We start from the raw sequence: 17,076 nt of genomic DNA on the forward strand, positions 1-17,076 counted from the left end.
TTTGAGGGATGGCATTGAACATTTTGACAATAGTTACAAACGGTTGCAAAACGTAAGGCAAGTTAAGACAATGAAATCAGATTTTGCATGGCTCGATAAATGGTCAGATGACTTGAATGGTAAAAACGTTCTTGAACTTGGCTGTGGCCCGGCAGATGATACACGTAAAATTGCAGAACTTTCGAGTTCTGTAGTTGCTTGTGACTTGTCGCCTCCATCCCAAATAGAAGGCGCTAAACAGGTTTTGGTTGTAGACCACAGCAAGGAGCTCCCCTTCAAACCCTGCACTTTTGATGTGGTCATTGCCAGCTTGTGTTTGCACTATTTCAGCTGGAACACAACGCAAAAAATTGTCTCTGAATTATCGCGTGTTCTGACTCCCAAAGGTGTCATCGTGGTCAGGGTAAACTCCAATAACGATGATAATTACGGAGCAAAAGGCCATACAGAAATTGAATCTGGGCTATATATGGTAAAAGGGCAACAAAAGCGCTTCTTCAGCAAAGCCGATGTCGAACTGCTATTTAAGTCAGAATGGAAGCTTACCGACATCGAAGAGAAGTCAATTGATCGTTATGAACGTCCAAAGCGAATTCTGGAATTTAGCGCGCAGAAAATATGAAGCTAAATCCGGCGATATTAGAGTACTAGAAGCAAACAGCCGCACTTTCGGCTGTTTGCTTGCCCATCATCAACAATCAGAAGCTCTTCATGATCCCGATCGTGAGAAAAATGCTGTGGTCGCGTTCTACCAGCGGGCTATCTTTCATTTTACCGATATTTTCCACGCTTACATTGCCAATCAGTGATAAGTCTTCGCTCATAAAATAGCGTGCGCCAATACTCGCAAAGCCAGCCACGCTGGCATCCGGGGTGAACTGTTTTCGCGTCGCGGTGGCATGGGCGGCAGAAACCCCGTAAAGGTCAAAGTTCAGTTTTTTGTCTCTGTATCTAGCGCCCAGCTTGGCTTCAAAACCAAATCTGCCAAACTGTCGCTCAGCACCCAATGCTGCTTCCAATTCATACCCCCCGTGAACACCTGATATATCAAAAAGCGCCTTTGCTTCTCCGAAAAATCCATAGGCATTATATCTGCCACGAACACCGCCTTCGATGGGCAAGTCACGGTCCATGCCATCGAATATGCTGCTTTTACGCAATGCAGTTTCCCATCTCGGCGCCAAAACCAATGAGAGCTGCCCGCCAGAGGTTTGCGGATCTCCAAAATTTAAAAAATGATAAGCCAGCCCATCATCAACGCCGAAATGAAGGCGCTCACTGTCAAATGCCAGATAGGGCAGCACTGTGGCTTTGTTCTTCTCGCCCACATAGATGCTTTTTCCGCCCGATGCGATTAGCCCAAAGGTCCAGGTTCCATTAGAATTCCATTTGCCCGCAGGTGGGCTATCTATTGGTGAGCTATCTACTGGCGGGCTATCTACTGGCGGATTGCCTTTTGGCAGGGTTTCTTCCGCCAGAAGCGGTGTTGTTGCAAAGCATAGTGATATTGCAACGGCAGTCAGGGATTTACGCAACATTTTACAAGTCTCCAAAAATGATATGTTGCGGCGGTCATATGGAGCGAAATGATAGGTGTCGTCCGAGCAAGCGCGAGAAGGACAAAACAAGTGTCCGACTTTATCTATTAGGACAATCCAGTCTGGAAATGAATTGAAATTGACGCTAAGTAAATCGGCCTGACACAAAAGGTATCTTCATGTTCCATACCGAAAACACCGTCACGCTGCTGGCAACGATTGCAGCCACGATTTCCGCCTTTGGCGCGCTCTATTGTCTTACCCAGGATCGCGACAAACTGGTGTTTCGGCTTCTGGCGTTTTTCCTCATTGCCTCCACAATGGCAGAACTGGGCACGGTTCTTAATCCAATTTTGATATCCCCTTATGCAAAAGCAATTGTGCGCTCATTATGGATAGTGGGCGCTGCGAGCGTGACACCGCTTTTTTGGCTTTATGTGTGGACCCTAACTGCCGAAAATCAACAGTTGCCGAAAAGGCTTATCTGGCATTTTGCGTTGCCTTTGCTCTATGCATTTGCCGCCATAATTATTGCCATCATGATGATTGATGGTGCAATCCCTATTTTGGATGAAGCTGCGGTGCGCAACCAGATTTTGAGCGGAAACTATGAAGGGTTGATGTTTCCCATACCATTTCAGTGGGCCTTCTATTTCACATTAACAGCGCGGCGGCTGGTTCAATATCATGCTCGGTTGAAAGATGTTTTTGCCAGCACCGAGAAAAAAGAGATGCAATGGGTTTCGTTCGTCATGGCAAGCTACGGGGTTTATTGGATATTGCAAACCGGATCCGTTATTTTTGAGATGGTGACCGATCGCCCCGGCGTGCCAGTAGTCGTGGAATATGCGTTTAACATTGTCATTGTTACGACAATCACGCTTTGGGGACTGCGACAGCGCCCCGGCATTGTGCCACATCAGGCGGAAAAATCGCCCGCACCCAGCTATGAGAAATCAGCACTGGATGAGGAGGCAAAAGTCAGAATTGCCAAGAAATTACGCCGAGCAATGCAGGCCGACAAACTTTATCTGAATGCTAACCTGTCTTTATGGATTTTGGCCCGCCATGTGCGCGTGGGGGATAATTATGTTTCTCAGGTTCTGAATGAAAAAATCGGTGAAAACTTCTTTGATTTCGTAAATGGATATCGGATAAGAGACGCGCAAGATCGACTGAAAGACAGCTCAGAAACCATCCTCACCATCGCCTATGATGTGGGGTTCAATTCCCGCTCATCTTTCTATACCGCCTTTAAAAAGGTGACAAATATGACACCGACAGCCTTTAGGAAAGCGCAAATCCATTCTGAACAGATATCACTCAGCTAACTTGTTAGAAAATGGCACCTTCTGGAGATATCCCATTTTATCTTAGCTCTTGAACGCTGTCGAGGTTAAGCTTCGGGCATAACGCTTTCAATATGTGCTCCCAAACTAAATTCAGAAAAGTTTACTTGCGCCCTGTCACATTGTGCGCGTGTGTACAAAAGCTCGTCGAGGCGTTTTGCCTGCATATCATTTCGTGCGCCTGCGCAAGGGTAGAAAGCGCAACGGCCAAGTGTTTTGCCAGTTAAACTTTGATCTTGCATTCTTGCCAACACCATTGCTCCCCATCCGTTTATTCCGGTCATTGGCAAAAGAATACGGCCATTTGGAGTGAGCTGGCTTATCCATTTAGCTGGTATGTGCGTTGCTCCGGCAAAGCTGATGATCAGGTCAAAGGGGCCGTTCTCTTCTAACTCAATGGCAGCGTTGCCTTGTTGGATACCAACATTCGACAAACTTTGTAAGTTTTCTCTGGCTCGCTTAACAAGAGCATCATCAACCTCATAAGCCGTTATTTTTCCGCCTTGGCCAGCGAGCTGGTCTAATATCGCAGTGTAATAACCCACACCTGCCCCAACTTGTAAAATACGCGAATCTGAACGAATGCATGTTCGAGCTAAAATGCGCGCCCAAAATGAGGGTTCGCCGATATTGATGCCCAGCTTCTCATCTAAAACAACCAGCACACAGTGATAGAGCCAGCGCGGATCGGCATCCGGTGTCTTGCGCAATGCCATGTCATAAAACACAGATCGTGTGCTCCAAGGCCCAGGACCTGCAAATGCCTCTCGCGGGACATTTCGGAAAGCATCGAGGACCCTCTCCGTTTCAGGACAATCATCCATTCCGCCAACAATGCGGATTTCATCAGCAAAATGTTCGGCGTGGAGATTTTCTGTCAAATTTGCTCGTAATCTGTCATCTAGGGACATATTCACTCCTCCCAATTAATTTCATGAGATATACCCAATATACGCATGCCGTAAGCATGGGCAATTGCCATCAGGACCAGATCGTACTAATTCCATTATGACCATACATGTTTTCCAAAAGGCAGGAGCCGGACATTGTTATTTAAAATAATAAGGATCGCCGCCCCTGCCATATTGCTGGTCGCCGGGTTACTGGGGCTTTATGTGATTGCCCTTATGATTGATGTGGAACTTGTAAGCTTTGCCTTCTTGTTTGGATTTCCCATTCTATGCGGCTTGATCATCATGCATTTCCGGCCAAAAGGCTCATTCAAATCTTTTGGCAAAGCTCTGCTTTGGCTGATCGGCATCATGGCTATATCCGTTGCCATGTCTGTCACAACGAGCCTTGAAGGAATGATCTGCATTGCGATGGCAGTCGTGCCAATATTATTGGGAACATTGCTGGGCGGCGTTATTTATCTGATGGTGATCCGGTGGAAACAGGAGGCAAACGGGAGTTTGAAAATTGTAACTCTGCCAATTATTGCTTTTGCACTTTTGGGCCTGCCGGAAAACCAGCCGATGCCGCCGGAAATATATGAAATTTCAAACATGATAGAAGTTAATGCGCCTCCGGAAGTTGTGTTTAACATGCTCAAATCAATTCCTGATATTTCGCCGCAGGAAATACCAACCCGCATGTCACACCTTCTTGGCGTGCCAAAGCCAACCGAAGCCATTTGGGAAGAAAGTCCGAATGGCACCATTCGGCATTCTCACTGGGGAGAAGATGTTCATTTCATCGAGCGGATTACCGCTATTGAGAAAAACCGTCGTATTGCGTGGGATTTTGAATTTCCTGAAGGGTGGATTGCAGAGGGACTTGAAGACCCGCATGTCAAAGTTGGCGGGAAGTATTTTAACATCCTTTCAGGCGAATATTTACTTGAGGATATGGACGGGAAAACCCGCTTATCGCTGACCACCCGTACTTATGACAATTCTCAATTAGGCGCATATTCCAAATTCTGGCATGAGTTCTTTTTCAAAGATTTTCACAATGTGATCCTGATCCTTGTCAAAAACCGCACAGAAGCGAAGATATCTGGATAGGTCGCAAACCGCGATACACACTGCCAAAAAAACAAGCAGCATTAGTTTTAGGCAAAATTACTTACTTCTATAGGCGGTAGCTCATTCCGGCAGAATTTTTGCCTCCTCAGGCTGCGTCTCTGTCTCCTTTACCTTTAATAGGAATGGATTCTGCCGCGAGAGCGTCTCTAACGTTTTGCAATGCGGATTGTCAGAAAAGTTACTCAAAAAATAAAAACTTAAAGGGCCTTCCGAAACTCGACTAATGTTTTTACTTGTTGTCATCAACTGATGAGATGCCTGACCAATACTTGCAACAACAGATGAGAAATGTGTTTCAGGCAGAGCTGAAGCCTCATTTGTGAGCGACGAAACGGGTGTATAAAGCGAATGGCTGACTTGATCGATTTTATCAACATGACCCTGAAACACGGAATCATCCAAATCCACTAAACAGTTTTCACATTTGAACCCGGCAACAAGCGATCTTGCAAACCAGATATTTACATCGGATTGAAGCGTATAATCGATGATACTGTTATTGTCATAAACAAGGCGCAAATCAGCAATATAGACCTCGGTTTGCTCTGGTATTTGCTCAAGTTCATCCAAAATGCTCAGAGCGGCAAATTTCACTGCCGAACTTTCATCACGCAACAACAGTGTTAGCGATTGGATGACATTGTCAGACAGGTTCTCATCTTGGGCCAAAAGCTTAACAGCGGCAACCTCAGACGGATTAGCAGGCAATGAAAGTTTGTGCGAATAATCAAAATCCACCCCGCATTCCAAAAACACATCCGGCGCAATACCTATATCGGTATTGCTTCTGGTGCCAACCGACCGCAGACGCTCGCGAAGTCCAGATACCATACTAACACTTGCCAATGCATTTTGCGCTTCAAATTGCTTATTCTGGGCAATTAATTGCTCGGTTTGCGCATCCAGCTTCTTGTTTTGCTCAAACAGCAAAACCGTCCCCGTGAACGCGCCAAACCCGACGAGAAGCGCCACACAGGTGCCAATTACCCAACGATAAAAGCCTGCCCACATATACCATGCTGCACCTGCGCCAACGAGGCTGCTCGTATGTTTGATCGCCTCATCTTTCTTGCCAGTTGTGGCCGCCGTCAGCGCCAGAAGCGCTTCCTGCGAGACATCTTCAATTGAGGATTTGGTGCTTCCAAATATTTTCTCCAGAATTCTGTCCCGGAAAAACAAGATAAGGACAAGTATGAGAATGGCGCTGAACAGCGCGCCAAGAGCAAAGGTGATCATCGCCTTGGCATGCTCTTGCGCAATGCCCCAGGCACCTAGCAATATCGGCACCAACAGCAAAAAAGCAATGAAAAAGCCAATCCAGAAATTTGAATGTTTTTGCATTTAACCTCCCCCACACAACAAGTTTAACGCGATGTTTTTATCAATGCAAATAACAGTTTAAATCAGGCAAATATCCCATTAAACAGCACATCAAGGTGCGCCTCGCAAAATTGGTCAATATTTATCGGATTTATTTCATCAAACACCATGGACCAAACGCCAGCGAATATGATCGGTGCAACAAGCAATCGGGGTTCTTTTAAGATCATATCATTTTTAATCTCACCACGTTCAACACCGTGTTGGACGATTGCATCTAAAATTCCAAGTCCCTTTTCCAGCACAGTATTATAGTAAAACTCCACTAAAGCTGGAAACTTTCGCCCTTCTGCGATCATCACCCGGATTATATCCCTCGCGTTGCTTTGAACAATCTTGGCGTACATCATATTAATCATCATTCGTATGAGGTCTTTTGTGCTGCCTTTATGAGTTAAAACCATTGCACCTACCTGATCCAGATACGGTAATATTTGCGAGCGAACAGCTGCTTCAAACAAAGCCTCTTTGCTTTCGAAATAAACGTAAATAGTGCCTTTGGAGACGCCTGCACGTTTTGCAATATCAATCATTCGCGTGGCGGCAAAACCGTTGATTGCAAACTCTTGCAACCCAGCTGCAATAAGCTCTTGCGGACGATGTTGTTTGCGCCTGTGCGTTGTTTTGTCGTTCATTTTACTCTCAAAATAATTATCCACTTGCAATTCAGATGATTTTATATAATTAATGACCCGTTGGTCAATAATTATATGTGCGACAGATTAAATGAATGAAAAAACAGATAAAATTGAGCTTCCACTGGTGGATAACGGGCTTGTAAAAAATGATAAGGCAGACGAAAGTTCGCCCGCTGCAAAGCCACGACGATCATCTCGCAAGCTTCTATTCATCCCTGTTGCCATGATGTTGATTGTCTTTGGCGGGATTGTAGGGATGTATTTTCAGCCACCGGGATTAAAGGCATTTTTCGGCATTACAGGCCTGGCACCTGGCGGCGGCACATCAACCCCGATTGCTGTGGCACTGGATAAAGTCACCAGTCAGGAAGAAGTTGCGGTTTTGAGCGAAGGCGATATTTTTGCCCTTGGTCGCCTTATTCCCGATGGCGATGTGATAACCATTGCAACACCCTTTGGCGCTGGTGATGCCCGTATCGCGGCATTGAATGTGGGTATTGGCGACAAAGTACAGCGCGGTGACACGCTTGCGGTACTTGATAATCTGACCCAACTTGAAAATGCTGTTGAAACAGCCAAGGCAACCCTCAAAGTTCGAACAGCCACGCTAAACCAGACCAAAAGCAAAACCGAGGCAAGCCTGAGTGAAGCACGGGCGACATTTTCCCGCGCGGAAGTCACCTATGAGGCTGCGAAAGTTGATCTGGAGCGAGCCACGTCGCTGCTTGAACGTGGTGTGACAACACGTGCTAAATTTGACAATGCGCAAGCGCGGGCAACTGAAACACTGCTGGACGTGGAGCGTGCAAGGGCGACACTGTCACGTTATGACACAGAAAATGGTGTCTTACAGGCCGATATTGCAGTAGCAGAAGCAAACCTTGACGCTGCTTATTCTGACCTCACAAGAGCGCAATCGGATTTGGGCAAAGCCTATGTTAAAGCATCTGCCGATGGCACTGTGCTTGATATTCACGTAAATCCGGGTGAACGCCCGCCATCCACGGGGATTTTAAACCTTGGAAATACGGAAAAAATGACAGTGGAAGTGGAGGTTTATCAAACTCTGATTGGGCGCGTATCACTAGGCGATCCGGTAACAATATCTGCCAAAGCATTGCCGCAAGAACTCATGGGCACCGTATCCGCTATCGGGTTGGAAATTGGCCGCCAGACCATCACATCAGATGACCCGGCGGCAAATACCGATGCGCGCGTTGTTGATGTGATTGTTGCCTTGGATGATGCATCATCGGCAATTGCATCGCGTTTGACCAATCTGGAGGTCGTTGCGCGCATTGATGCAGGTCGTGATCAATGAGCCATCTGCTTAAACTGATATTTGGCCGCATGCCCATCGGCTGGCTACAGCTTTCTCATAGCAAGGCAAAGCTGGCAGCTGCAGTCGCTGGCGTTGCTTTTGCCAACATCTTGGTATTTGTGCAACTTGGCATTTTAGGTGCTCTAAATGGTGCATCCGTTGCGCCCTACGCTTTGTTTAATTCTGATATTATGATTTCATCGGAAGATACCAACACATTGACCGATGGGAGCAATCTTTCGCGTCAACGCATGTTTCAAGCACTTGGTGTTGCGGGTGTTTCAGATGCAACACCGCTTTATATCGCAACGCTGGAATGGCAACAGCCAGATGGCGGTTCTTCAAATTTACAAAGTTTTGGCATCGACCCTGACGCAACTCCGTTTCTAAGCGCTGAAATATCTGAAAAGCTTGATCTGTTGCGCTTGCCCAATACATTGCTAATTGATGAAAGCACGCGCGGCGCATCGCAGGACCAGTTTAATGATGTTAGCAGAGCCAAGCCGCTTGATTTCGAACTTAACGGCACTGCGGTTAGAGCCGTGGATCTGATCAAGGTTGGTGGTGGTTTTACCGCCGATGGCACGTTATTCACCTCAGATCAAACCTTCCTGAGCTTGTTTCCAAAACGCATTGCCGGTGCGCCTAATCACATATTGGTCAAAGTTGCAGATGGCATTTCGATCGATGTTGTGGTTGAGCGGTTACGCAAAGTCCTACCCGGTGACAGTGTTATTGTTCGCTCGGTGGAAGATGCAGCCGCCGCCGATCTGAAATACCAAACCACAGAACGACCTACAGGCGTGATCTTCGGGTTTGGCGTTTTAATTGGTGTATTGGTTGGCATAGTGATCGTCTACCAAGTGTTGGCAACAGATGTGTCTGACCACCTTAAAGAATATGCGACTTTTAAAGCGATGGGTTATGATCACAGCTTCTTTCTGGGCATTGTATTTGAAGAAGCGCTGATTTTGGCAGTGTTTGGTTTCATCCCAGGCGTCATTCTCGCCAGTTTGCTTTATTTGGGCCTCTCAAATGCAACCGGATTACCCGTTGAGATGGGCTTAGCTCGCGCTGTTATGGTGTTTTTTGGAACTTTAATCGCTTGCTCCATATCCGGTGCCATTGCCACGCGCCGCCTTGCTGGTGCTGACCCGGCAGACTTGTTTTAGGAGGCGTAATGGCAGAGCAATATCCAATTATCGTTGAGCATCTTGATCATTGGTTTGGTGTGGGTGAAGCACGAAAACAGGCAATCTTTGATATTAATTTGAAGATTAAAAAAGGCAGCCTGACCATTCTTATGGGGCCATCCGGCTCCGGCAAAACCACCGTACTGACGCTTATGGGCTGCTTACGCGACGTGATGGGCGGCAGCGTGAAACTGCTGGGAACAGAATTAAATGGCGCGACAGAGGCACAAAATGTTGCTGCACGGCGTAAATTAGGCTTCATTTTTCAGGCTCATAATTTGCATGATAGCCTGACAGCCACGCAAAATGTTTTGATGGGATTACAGGTGCACGGCGCTGGACAAGAAGCCAAACAAAAACAAGCGGCGCACCATATGTTAGAGCTTGTGGGGCTAGGTGATCGCAGCAGTTTTTTGCCAGCAAAACTGTCTGGGGGGCAAAAACAACGTGTCGCAGTTGCTCGCGCACTCGTATCCAACCCTGAGGTCATCTTTGCCGACGAGCCCACCGCAGCGCTTGATAAAGAATCGGGTCTTAATGTGGTAAAAATGCTCAAAGAATTGGGCCAAACTCGTGGCACAACCACCGTTATGGTCACCCACGATAATCGCATCCTCGATCTCGCTGACCGTATCATCACATTAGAAGAAGGCCGTATTGTTAAGGATACGGAAAGCGGAAGCTAAGACGGAATACTGTTTCAAGTATACGTTTTTAATTGACCGCAACGTTGGTCCGCTTCACGATCAATATTTAGCTTTCGATCATGAAGATATTCCGCCCACTCACATTGTTTTCAACAGGTGCGAAACCTCGCGCCAAATAATAGAGCGAATTTGCGTCTGTGGCACAAAGATAGCACGTTCGAAATCCCTGTTGCGACGCCTCTTTTCTTGCAGCTTTTATAAGTTCGCCTGCAATCCCCAGACATCTGAATTCCGGCTCCACCCACAATGCAGCAATCCAAGGCGAATATTGGGTTCGTGCGGCTAAATCATTTTCTATCAACAACACAGAACCCATAAATTGAGATGCTCGGTGCGCAACAAGAGCTATGGGAATTCCACTTTTAACGGTCATTTGTTTGATGCCTGCTGAGTAATCCAACAGCGATACATCAGTCTTTGTCCACCATTGGTGCCAACAACGATCAGCAATTATGGTCGCAAAATCATCCACATGTCGCAAATTACTTATTTGCATTGGATTTCCTCAAATAGTGCTCACGTTAATGAGTAGTTTTTTCGTCTAGAACTGGCGATAATCAATATGCGATAATACGACTTGTTCTATCATTCAATTCTCCCAAAGGCTTCGGCTCCAAGGGATAAAGCATTTTAAACCAGCAGCATAAGCACATTTCTGGCCCCGTCCTAACCCTCGAAATTGGACTCTGAGAAATATTTGCATATAGTTGTATCCATGTAATTTGATATTTATAGTTGCTTTTACGTACTTGGGGGGAACAAAATTATGCAAATACTAACAAATAATTTGTTTAAAACAGCAGTCGAAATTCCTGATGATGATCCGAATCTTATTAATGATCAAGATTTCATCGAAGGTATCCATCGAACTATAAAACTATACACATTTTTGGTGCAGGAAACAGTTCAAGTACCAGAACGGCTGTTTCCCAATGAATTTCGCGTTTACAAGTTTAAAGACTTCAAGGGAAGACCAGCTACTGCTGAAGAGTGGCAAAATCTGGAGAAGATCAATAATGGTCTATTTGGCCTCTTAGACGAACCTGCGCGCCGTCGGTATATGGGGCAGCAAATCCCGCTTTGGTTCCCGAAACTGGCAGGATACCTTTGTTTTTTTGCGGCACTGTTACTGATATCTGCTGTCCTCATTCAAACAATTGACTTTATAGGTGGAGATAAAATCTCTCCACGGCAAATTGTTCTTCCGATCTATGTGTTTTGGCTTCTTCTTCTCGGTGCTCTGGGGGCGATTGCATCAATTGGTTTCAACGCCATAGCGGTCTCTGAGGAAATCACGTTCGATATTAACAATCGACTATTGCTGCTGCTAAGAATGCTGCTTGGTGCCTTGTTTGCACTCATTATTACAATTCCATTTGGTTTCAATGATTTTGTTGAATTCACACAAGGGCTGATCAAACCAGTGCCCGTGGACAACGGCGCAGAAGGCGGAAAAATAGCGCTACAAGCGGTATTGTTGCTCCTACCATTTGTCTTGGGTTACAGCACATCACTAACCATCGTTATTTTAAATAGGTTCCTGTCCGCAATAAAGGCTTTCTTCGGGGTGGCTGAGACAAAAACGACTGTCGTTAAAGTACCGACACCAGTGCCTGCAGCTGGCAAACCTCCGAAAAAGTAATATTCAGGTACACGGAAAGCGGAAATTAAGGTGTTTCTGATCGGCAGAGCATTGCTGGGGAAAGCAAAAGAACCGCGGCTGCATATTCCAAAAATTCTTCCACTGAATTGGTCAGCGTTTCCACGTAACCATTAAGTGTTTGCCCAACAAAAAGAATATGGTCTGGAGACAAAACAGGCAAAAACCAGATACATGACAAACGTGCCAATCAGAACTCCAAATATTAGGGATATGGCGGTGGCTAGAATAGCATTGAGTGAAATTTTCGAAAACACGGGCTTCTCATGATTTGGAAATTTGCATTTTACAGTTGCTTTCACAGTCACAACACGGGCGGCGAAGATTTCCCAGAAAATCAGGTAAAACTAAATCTGGTAAATCTAAATCAGGTAAAACTAAATCAGCTTGGACTATTACTCAGTTTCCCCAAAAGCATGCCCAACTCCTGACATTGCGTCTGTGATAATTTCTGACCCACCGTATCTTCGATTTTCGGACCATAGATGAGCCACATTTTTTGACGCAATGCCCTGCCCTTATCTGTAATGTGTAATCGCTTTCCGCGGCCATCCTCTTTGCTTGCCACACGCTGCAAACAGCCATCTTTTTCGATTTTTTCGACAAGACGAGAGACGCTATATTGCTTGAGCAGCAAAGCATTTTCCAACTCAAACTGCCGCAACCCCTTGCCCTTTACCCGCTCCAACTCCAACAACACATCGTACCAACTAAGCGGCGGTAGTTCATTGTCCTGCAAGGCTTGTTCGATATCTGACATTGCTTTGCCGAAGGCTCGGGCTAGCTTTATCCAGGTTTGTACTGTGATGTCGTTTGGCATGGTCATAATTAAAAGTAGATGCATTTGCATTGACATGCAAGGCAAAACATCCTAATTACATGCAAATGCATCTAAATGGAGTTTTACTATGAATAGTTTTCACCTCATCAGTCATCACCTGTGCCCTTACGTCCAACGGGCGGTCATTGTTTTGTCCGAAAAGAATATTGAACATCGCCGCACATATATTGATCTGGCGGATAAACCTGACTGGTTCAAACAAATGTCCCCGCTTGGCCGTGTGCCTATTTTGGAAACCGAAACATCTGTGCTTTTTGAAAGCCAGGTCATTGCCGAATATCTGGATGAAACCACGCCCGGCTCGCTGCATCCAACAGACAGTCTGGAAAAAGCACGTCATCGTTCGTGGATTGAGTTCGGGTCAGAAACTCTGGCTGGGATTGGCGGGTTCTATAGTGCAAAGGATGCCGATAGTTTTGAGCAAAAACGCGCTGCACTTCGTGCAAAGTTTCAACGCATTGAGCAAGAAGTATCAGGCAATTACTTCGCCGGAGACACATTCCACATGATCGATGGCGTTTGGGCAACCATATTCAGGTATTTCGACGTATTTGACCAGATTGACGATTTTGGAATCATGAGCGATCTGGATGCCGTGCAGAAATGGCGACAAACACTTGCGGCGCGTCCGTCCGTTATCAATGCACCACCAGAAGGCTATCCCAAACGCCTTGAGCAATTTTTGCAGAAAAAGAACTCTTATCTAACCAGCCTGATGATGCAGGATGCCTGAGGCCGCCTCAAAAACATCTCATGGCTTTAGGAATGACATGAAGTAAGACAAAAGCTCGAGCCGTATAAATGTCCTGTAATCCGGACGGTTTATACGGCTTATTGCCAATTTACTTCTGAAATAACTCACCCTGCATAAGGGGCTTTAAATCAATCAGTTCCTGCATCAAAAAATCCACAAATCGCCGAACTCGAACTGTTCCTGCCAAATCTTCGTGGCACACAATCCAAAGATATCTATCAAGCGTCACTTCAGCTTGTGGTACGCGACAGATATCGGTGTAGAGGCTTTCAAATATTAGTGGTAGGTGAGACATTCCACACCCCTGACGCAGCAGGCACAAGCGCATATGTCCATCTGTAACGATATGGCGTATATCTGCCAAAGGATATCCTGCGCGTTTCATCAGATTTTTTGTATCCTGATTTTCAGACATTCCAATCCAGCTTAATCCCGCACCATTTGAACCTGCGGTCGGAAAAACAGTCTCGACATAGGTTTGGCTAGCGAAAAGCGAAACGGCTATGCGATAAAGCTTCTTTGCGACCACATCTTCATCAATTTCATATGCGCCACGCAGCCCAACATCTGTGGTGCCATCAGGAATACTCTCCACATCAGATGTTATGCGTACTTCGACTTGTATAGCGGGATAAAGATTTTGAAACTTGGCGATGATGGGTGCAACAATGTCGTAGCCCAGCATCTGTGGAAGCGAGAATCTTATTCGACCAGCTTCGGTTCGGTCCAAACCTTCCACACGATGTCGTGCCTTTTGAAGAATTTCTTCACTACTTTCCGCAAGTGGTAATATGGCCATACCTGCCTCAGTCAGCGTAAACCCTTTGCGAGATCGATGGAACAGACGCGCCCCATAACTGCTCTCTAAGGCTTGAATATTGCGATTGAGCGTGCCGTAACTCACATTCAATAAACTTGCACCAGATCGCAGCGACCCCGATCTTGCAACGGCAAGAAAATAGGGCATCATTTCCCAATCAATTGATCGCAAAGAACCTCTCTTTGTTACACTGACGTAACATTAAGTTTCAAATTAGTTTATTTATATACAGCATATGTAACATTAGAATAGAAATTAAATTGCTTAAAATGGCAAAATTTGAACATGTATAATCAAGAAAGAAAATGGAAATGACGCGTTATCACCCCTTACTCGTTGCCCTGCATTGGGTTTTGGCATTTATGATTTTACTCGCATTGATCGTCGGCGGCCCCACGCTGGCAGATATGGCAAATACAGACCCTGAAAAAATGTTTGGCCTGACAGGTCATATGATTTGGGGAATGGTGATTGGCACCCTGCTTATTGTGCGTATTATTGTTAAAATGCGCTCAAAAAACCCGCCTAAAGCGGATGCAAAAAATGCTGTGCTGAACCTGGGTGCGCAAGCCGCACATTGGGGACTTTACCTTCTCACCGCAGCAATGGTTATGAGCGGGGTGGGAACAGCAATTAATGCGGGATTATTTGGTATAATATTTGGTGGAAACGGGCAGCCCATTCCCGCCGACCTCATGCAGTTTGCGCCGCGTGTGGCACACGGATTTATAGCCAATTTGATGTTAGCCCTTATTATTCTTCATGTACTGGGTTGGGCCTACCATCAGTTTATTCTACGCGATAAACTGATTAGCCGGATGTGGTTTGGCAAACGTGACGGCGGTAAGAACCAATAAGCGCGAAATGATCGCGCCTTTAACCTGATCTTGGCATAGTGGCGTTGAGGGTCACATTTCCATGTAAGCTCGTTTTGGTTCGGATTAGCTAACTTTCAAAGATAGCTTTCGTGATCCACTGATAAGCACTGTGTTTATTGCATAAGATGCTTTTAAACTGCTTTTTATTTATACCATCACTTAACGCAAACCCCTGCCCCCGCAATATAATATCGCAGGGGCGGAATATAATGTTTTAACCGCCAAGTTTGCGCGATTGATTTAGCCCGATGACCAAACTGACACACATGGCTAGAAGTACGATAGTAAATGGAAACCCTGTACTTACAGCCATGGCCTGAAGCGCCGTTAATGCGCCCGAACCGCCGACCAACAGCAGAGTTGCCGCGACGATACCTTCAAAGCTACACCAGAAAACACGTTGCGATACTGGCGCTTCGGTTTTCCCGCCTGCGGTTATTGTATCAATAACGAGTGAACCTGAGTCAGATGATGTTACAAAGAACACCAGAACCAAAACGATGCCGATAAAGGATGTTAAACCAGCTAATGGCAATGGTTTGAGCATCTCAAACAGTTTCAATTCAAGCGCTGCATCTTTGACCGGAGCCGCAGCATCGGCAACCACTTGTGAAATTGCTGTTCCGCCAAATACGCCCATCCACAAAACGCTGACAAGCGCTGGAATGACCATAACGCAGAAAACAAATTCTCGCACTGAGCGTCCACGTGACACGCGGGCAATGAACATGCCGACAAAAGGCGACCAGGAGATCCACCATGCCCAGTAAAATGAAGTCCAACCTTGCGAGAAGTTCGCATCTTCGCGGCCAAACGGCATCGAAAGCGGAACAACATTGGCTATGTAAGCTGCGCCGCCGGAGAAGATTGTGGAAATGATGTCCCCTGTTGGCCCGACAAACAATATGAAAACCAGCAACAAGGCCGCCAACGCGATATTGACTTCGGAAAGAATTTTAACACCACCATCCAGACCGCGGATAACGGAAATGAGCGCCAATGCAGTGATGATCGCAATCAACAATACCTTTGCACCATTGCCAGTTCCCCAGCCAAATAGATGGTTGAGACCTGCGAGCGCTTGTTCTGTGCCAAAACCAAGTGAAGTGGCGAGGCCAAAAAGGGTTGCAAAGACCGCAAGGATATCGATTGCATGTCCCCACCATCCCCAAATACGGTCACCCAGAAGCGGATAAAAAGCAGAGCGAAGCGTGAGCGGCAGGCCACGATTATACGTAAAAAACGCAAGCGAAAGCGCAACAACAGCATAGATTGCCCAAGGATGTAAAGCCCAATGGAAAATGGTTGCGGCCATGCCTAGATCACGCGCAGCATCCACATCGCCAGCGGCAGCGCCGAGCGGTGCCCAGTCTGTACGAACACCACCCTCTACTGCCGTTCCTCCCATTGAGGACGCAAAATGTGACATCGGCTCCGAAACACCGAAGAACATAAGGCCGATCCCCATACCGGCCGCAAATAACATGGCAAACCAACCCAAATAACCATAGTCGGCTTTAGCGTCTTTACCACCCAGTCGAATCTTCCCAAGTGGTGTGACCATTAACAGGAAGCAAAGCAACACGAAGACATTTGCTGCGCTTAGGAAGAACCAATCAAATGTCGATGTAAGGAACGGTCGTAACCAACCAAAAAAATCGGTCGCCCCTTGCTGAAACATCAATGTAATCAGAACAAACGCGACAATTGACAGAGCGGACACCAAAAATACCGGATTATGAATATCCAAACCAAATGGTGTGATGTTGTGTTGACCAATCTTAAAATCGGTCTCGATTGGGTTAGGCGCTACCGCACCCGAAGTATCTGATTCTTCTGCCATGTTTCTCTCCAATGACATTGCGTTGCGCGGCTGACATCTGCCTTTAAAAATATCGAACCAGACTGAGCTAAGCCAGACTCAGTCAGCACCATATAGGCCGATCCCAGACTAAACAAATTCAGTCTGA

Annotated in this window: 18 protein-coding genes; 9 read left to right on the plus strand and 9 right to left on the minus strand. The window is 46.2% G+C overall.

Annotated features, from left to right (window positions below; all coding sequences use genetic code 11):
- The first annotated feature begins 70 nt into the window (after positions 1–70).
- The gene (locus AB2J24_RS12535; RefSeq protein WP_367385696.1) at positions 71–622 is read left to right on the plus strand and encodes a class I SAM-dependent methyltransferase; all 552 of its coding nucleotides are present in this window, start codon (positions 71–73) and stop codon (positions 620–622) included.
- 76 nt (positions 623–698) lie between these two features.
- Here the strand turns inward: AB2J24_RS12535 and AB2J24_RS12540 are convergent, their stop codons facing one another.
- Positions 699–1,538: a MipA/OmpV family protein gene (locus tag AB2J24_RS12540; protein ID WP_367385697.1), complete on the minus strand. Its 840-nt coding sequence runs from the start codon at positions 1,536–1,538 to the stop codon at positions 699–701.
- A gap of 179 nt (positions 1,539–1,717) precedes the next feature.
- Between AB2J24_RS12540 and AB2J24_RS12545 the strand changes: the two genes are divergently transcribed.
- Positions 1,718–2,869 (plus strand): helix-turn-helix domain-containing protein, encoded by a 1,152-nt coding sequence (locus tag AB2J24_RS12545; protein WP_367385698.1) that lies wholly within the window; start codon positions 1,718–1,720, stop codon positions 2,867–2,869.
- 65 nt (positions 2,870–2,934) lie between these two features.
- On the opposite strand, the gene AB2J24_RS12550 is transcribed toward AB2J24_RS12545, so the two are convergent.
- On the minus strand, positions 2,935–3,798 hold the full coding sequence (locus AB2J24_RS12550) for a protein-L-isoaspartate O-methyltransferase family protein (protein ID WP_367385699.1): 864 nt from the start codon (positions 3,796–3,798) through the stop codon (positions 2,935–2,937).
- A gap of 135 nt (positions 3,799–3,933) precedes the next feature.
- On the opposite strand from AB2J24_RS12550, the gene AB2J24_RS12555 reads away from it, so the two are divergent.
- A complete protein-coding gene (locus AB2J24_RS12555; RefSeq protein ID WP_367385700.1) occupies positions 3,934–4,893 on the plus strand; it encodes a hypothetical protein in 960 nt (319 codons plus the stop codon).
- A gap of 81 nt (positions 4,894–4,974) precedes the next feature.
- Here AB2J24_RS12555 and AB2J24_RS12560 read toward each other — a convergent pair whose 3' ends face one another.
- The gene (locus AB2J24_RS12560; RefSeq protein WP_367385701.1) at positions 4,975–6,255 is read right to left on the minus strand and encodes a hypothetical protein; all 1,281 of its coding nucleotides are present in this window, start codon (positions 6,253–6,255) and stop codon (positions 4,975–4,977) included.
- Between the two features lie 62 nt (positions 6,256–6,317).
- Positions 6,318–6,929: a TetR/AcrR family transcriptional regulator gene (locus tag AB2J24_RS12565; RefSeq protein ID WP_367385702.1), complete on the minus strand. Its 612-nt coding sequence runs from the start codon at positions 6,927–6,929 to the stop codon at positions 6,318–6,320.
- Positions 6,930–7,020: 91 nt separating this feature from the next.
- Here AB2J24_RS12565 and AB2J24_RS12570 point away from each other — a divergent pair, with 91 nt between their 5' ends.
- From AB2J24_RS12570 to AB2J24_RS12580, 3 genes are read left to right on the plus strand one after another with little or no spacing between them, the layout of a single operon-like run.
- On the plus strand, positions 7,021–8,253 hold the full coding sequence (locus tag AB2J24_RS12570) for an HlyD family efflux transporter periplasmic adaptor subunit (RefSeq protein ID WP_367385703.1): 1,233 nt from the start codon (positions 7,021–7,023) through the stop codon (positions 8,251–8,253).
- Positions 8,250–9,425: an ABC transporter permease DevC gene (gene devC, locus AB2J24_RS12575; RefSeq protein ID WP_367385704.1), complete on the plus strand. Its 1,176-nt coding sequence runs from the start codon at positions 8,250–8,252 to the stop codon at positions 9,423–9,425. Before AB2J24_RS12570 ends, devC begins: the two co-directional genes overlap by 4 nt.
- 8 nt (positions 9,426–9,433) lie before the next feature.
- The gene (locus AB2J24_RS12580) at positions 9,434–10,132 is read left to right on the plus strand and encodes an ATP-binding cassette domain-containing protein (RefSeq protein WP_367385705.1); all 699 of its coding nucleotides are present in this window, start codon (positions 9,434–9,436) and stop codon (positions 10,130–10,132) included.
- A gap of 67 nt (positions 10,133–10,199) precedes the next feature.
- Here the strand turns inward: AB2J24_RS12580 and AB2J24_RS12585 are convergent, their stop codons facing one another.
- Complete coding sequence (locus AB2J24_RS12585) at positions 10,200–10,649, minus strand: GNAT family N-acetyltransferase (protein WP_367385706.1); 450 nt, start codon at positions 10,647–10,649, stop codon at positions 10,200–10,202.
- A gap of 270 nt (positions 10,650–10,919) precedes the next feature.
- On the opposite strand from AB2J24_RS12585, the gene AB2J24_RS12590 reads away from it, so the two are divergent.
- Positions 10,920–11,795: a hypothetical protein gene (locus tag AB2J24_RS12590; protein WP_162651291.1), complete on the plus strand. Its 876-nt coding sequence runs from the start codon at positions 10,920–10,922 to the stop codon at positions 11,793–11,795.
- A 25-nt stretch (positions 11,796–11,820) separates the two neighbouring features.
- Here the strand turns inward: AB2J24_RS12590 and AB2J24_RS12595 are convergent, their stop codons facing one another.
- Together AB2J24_RS12595 and AB2J24_RS12600 are read right to left on the minus strand one after the other, a co-directional pair.
- Positions 11,821–12,003: a hypothetical protein gene (locus AB2J24_RS12595; protein WP_367385707.1), complete on the minus strand. Its 183-nt coding sequence runs from the start codon at positions 12,001–12,003 to the stop codon at positions 11,821–11,823.
- Positions 12,004–12,195: 192 nt separating this feature from the next.
- Positions 12,196–12,669, minus strand: a complete 474-nt coding sequence (locus tag AB2J24_RS12600) for a MarR family winged helix-turn-helix transcriptional regulator (RefSeq protein WP_367385708.1) — start codon at positions 12,667–12,669, stop codon at positions 12,196–12,198.
- Positions 12,670–12,721: 52 nt separating this feature from the next.
- On the opposite strand from AB2J24_RS12600, the gene AB2J24_RS12605 reads away from it, so the two are divergent.
- The gene (locus AB2J24_RS12605) at positions 12,722–13,387 is read left to right on the plus strand and encodes a glutathione S-transferase family protein (RefSeq protein ID WP_367385709.1); all 666 of its coding nucleotides are present in this window, start codon (positions 12,722–12,724) and stop codon (positions 13,385–13,387) included.
- Between the two features lie 109 nt (positions 13,388–13,496).
- On the opposite strand, the gene AB2J24_RS12610 is transcribed toward AB2J24_RS12605, so the two are convergent.
- Positions 13,497–14,399, minus strand: a complete 903-nt coding sequence (locus AB2J24_RS12610; RefSeq protein ID WP_367385710.1) for a LysR family transcriptional regulator — start codon at positions 14,397–14,399, stop codon at positions 13,497–13,499.
- 134 nt (positions 14,400–14,533) lie between these two features.
- Here AB2J24_RS12610 and AB2J24_RS12615 point away from each other — a divergent pair, with 134 nt between their 5' ends.
- Positions 14,534–15,085, plus strand: coding sequence for a cytochrome b (locus AB2J24_RS12615; protein ID WP_162651295.1), 552 nt, complete (start codon positions 14,534–14,536; stop codon positions 15,083–15,085).
- Between the two features lie 235 nt (positions 15,086–15,320).
- Here the strand turns inward: AB2J24_RS12615 and AB2J24_RS12620 are convergent, their stop codons facing one another.
- Positions 15,321–16,949, minus strand: a complete 1,629-nt coding sequence (locus AB2J24_RS12620) for a BCCT family transporter (protein WP_162651296.1) — start codon at positions 16,947–16,949, stop codon at positions 15,321–15,323.
- Positions 16,950–17,076: the final 127 nt, after the last annotated feature.

This window comes from Lentilitoribacter sp. EG35 (genome assembly GCF_040784015.1).
In the GTDB taxonomy this organism is placed as follows: Bacteria; Pseudomonadota; Alphaproteobacteria; order Rhizobiales; family Rhizobiaceae; genus Lentilitoribacter.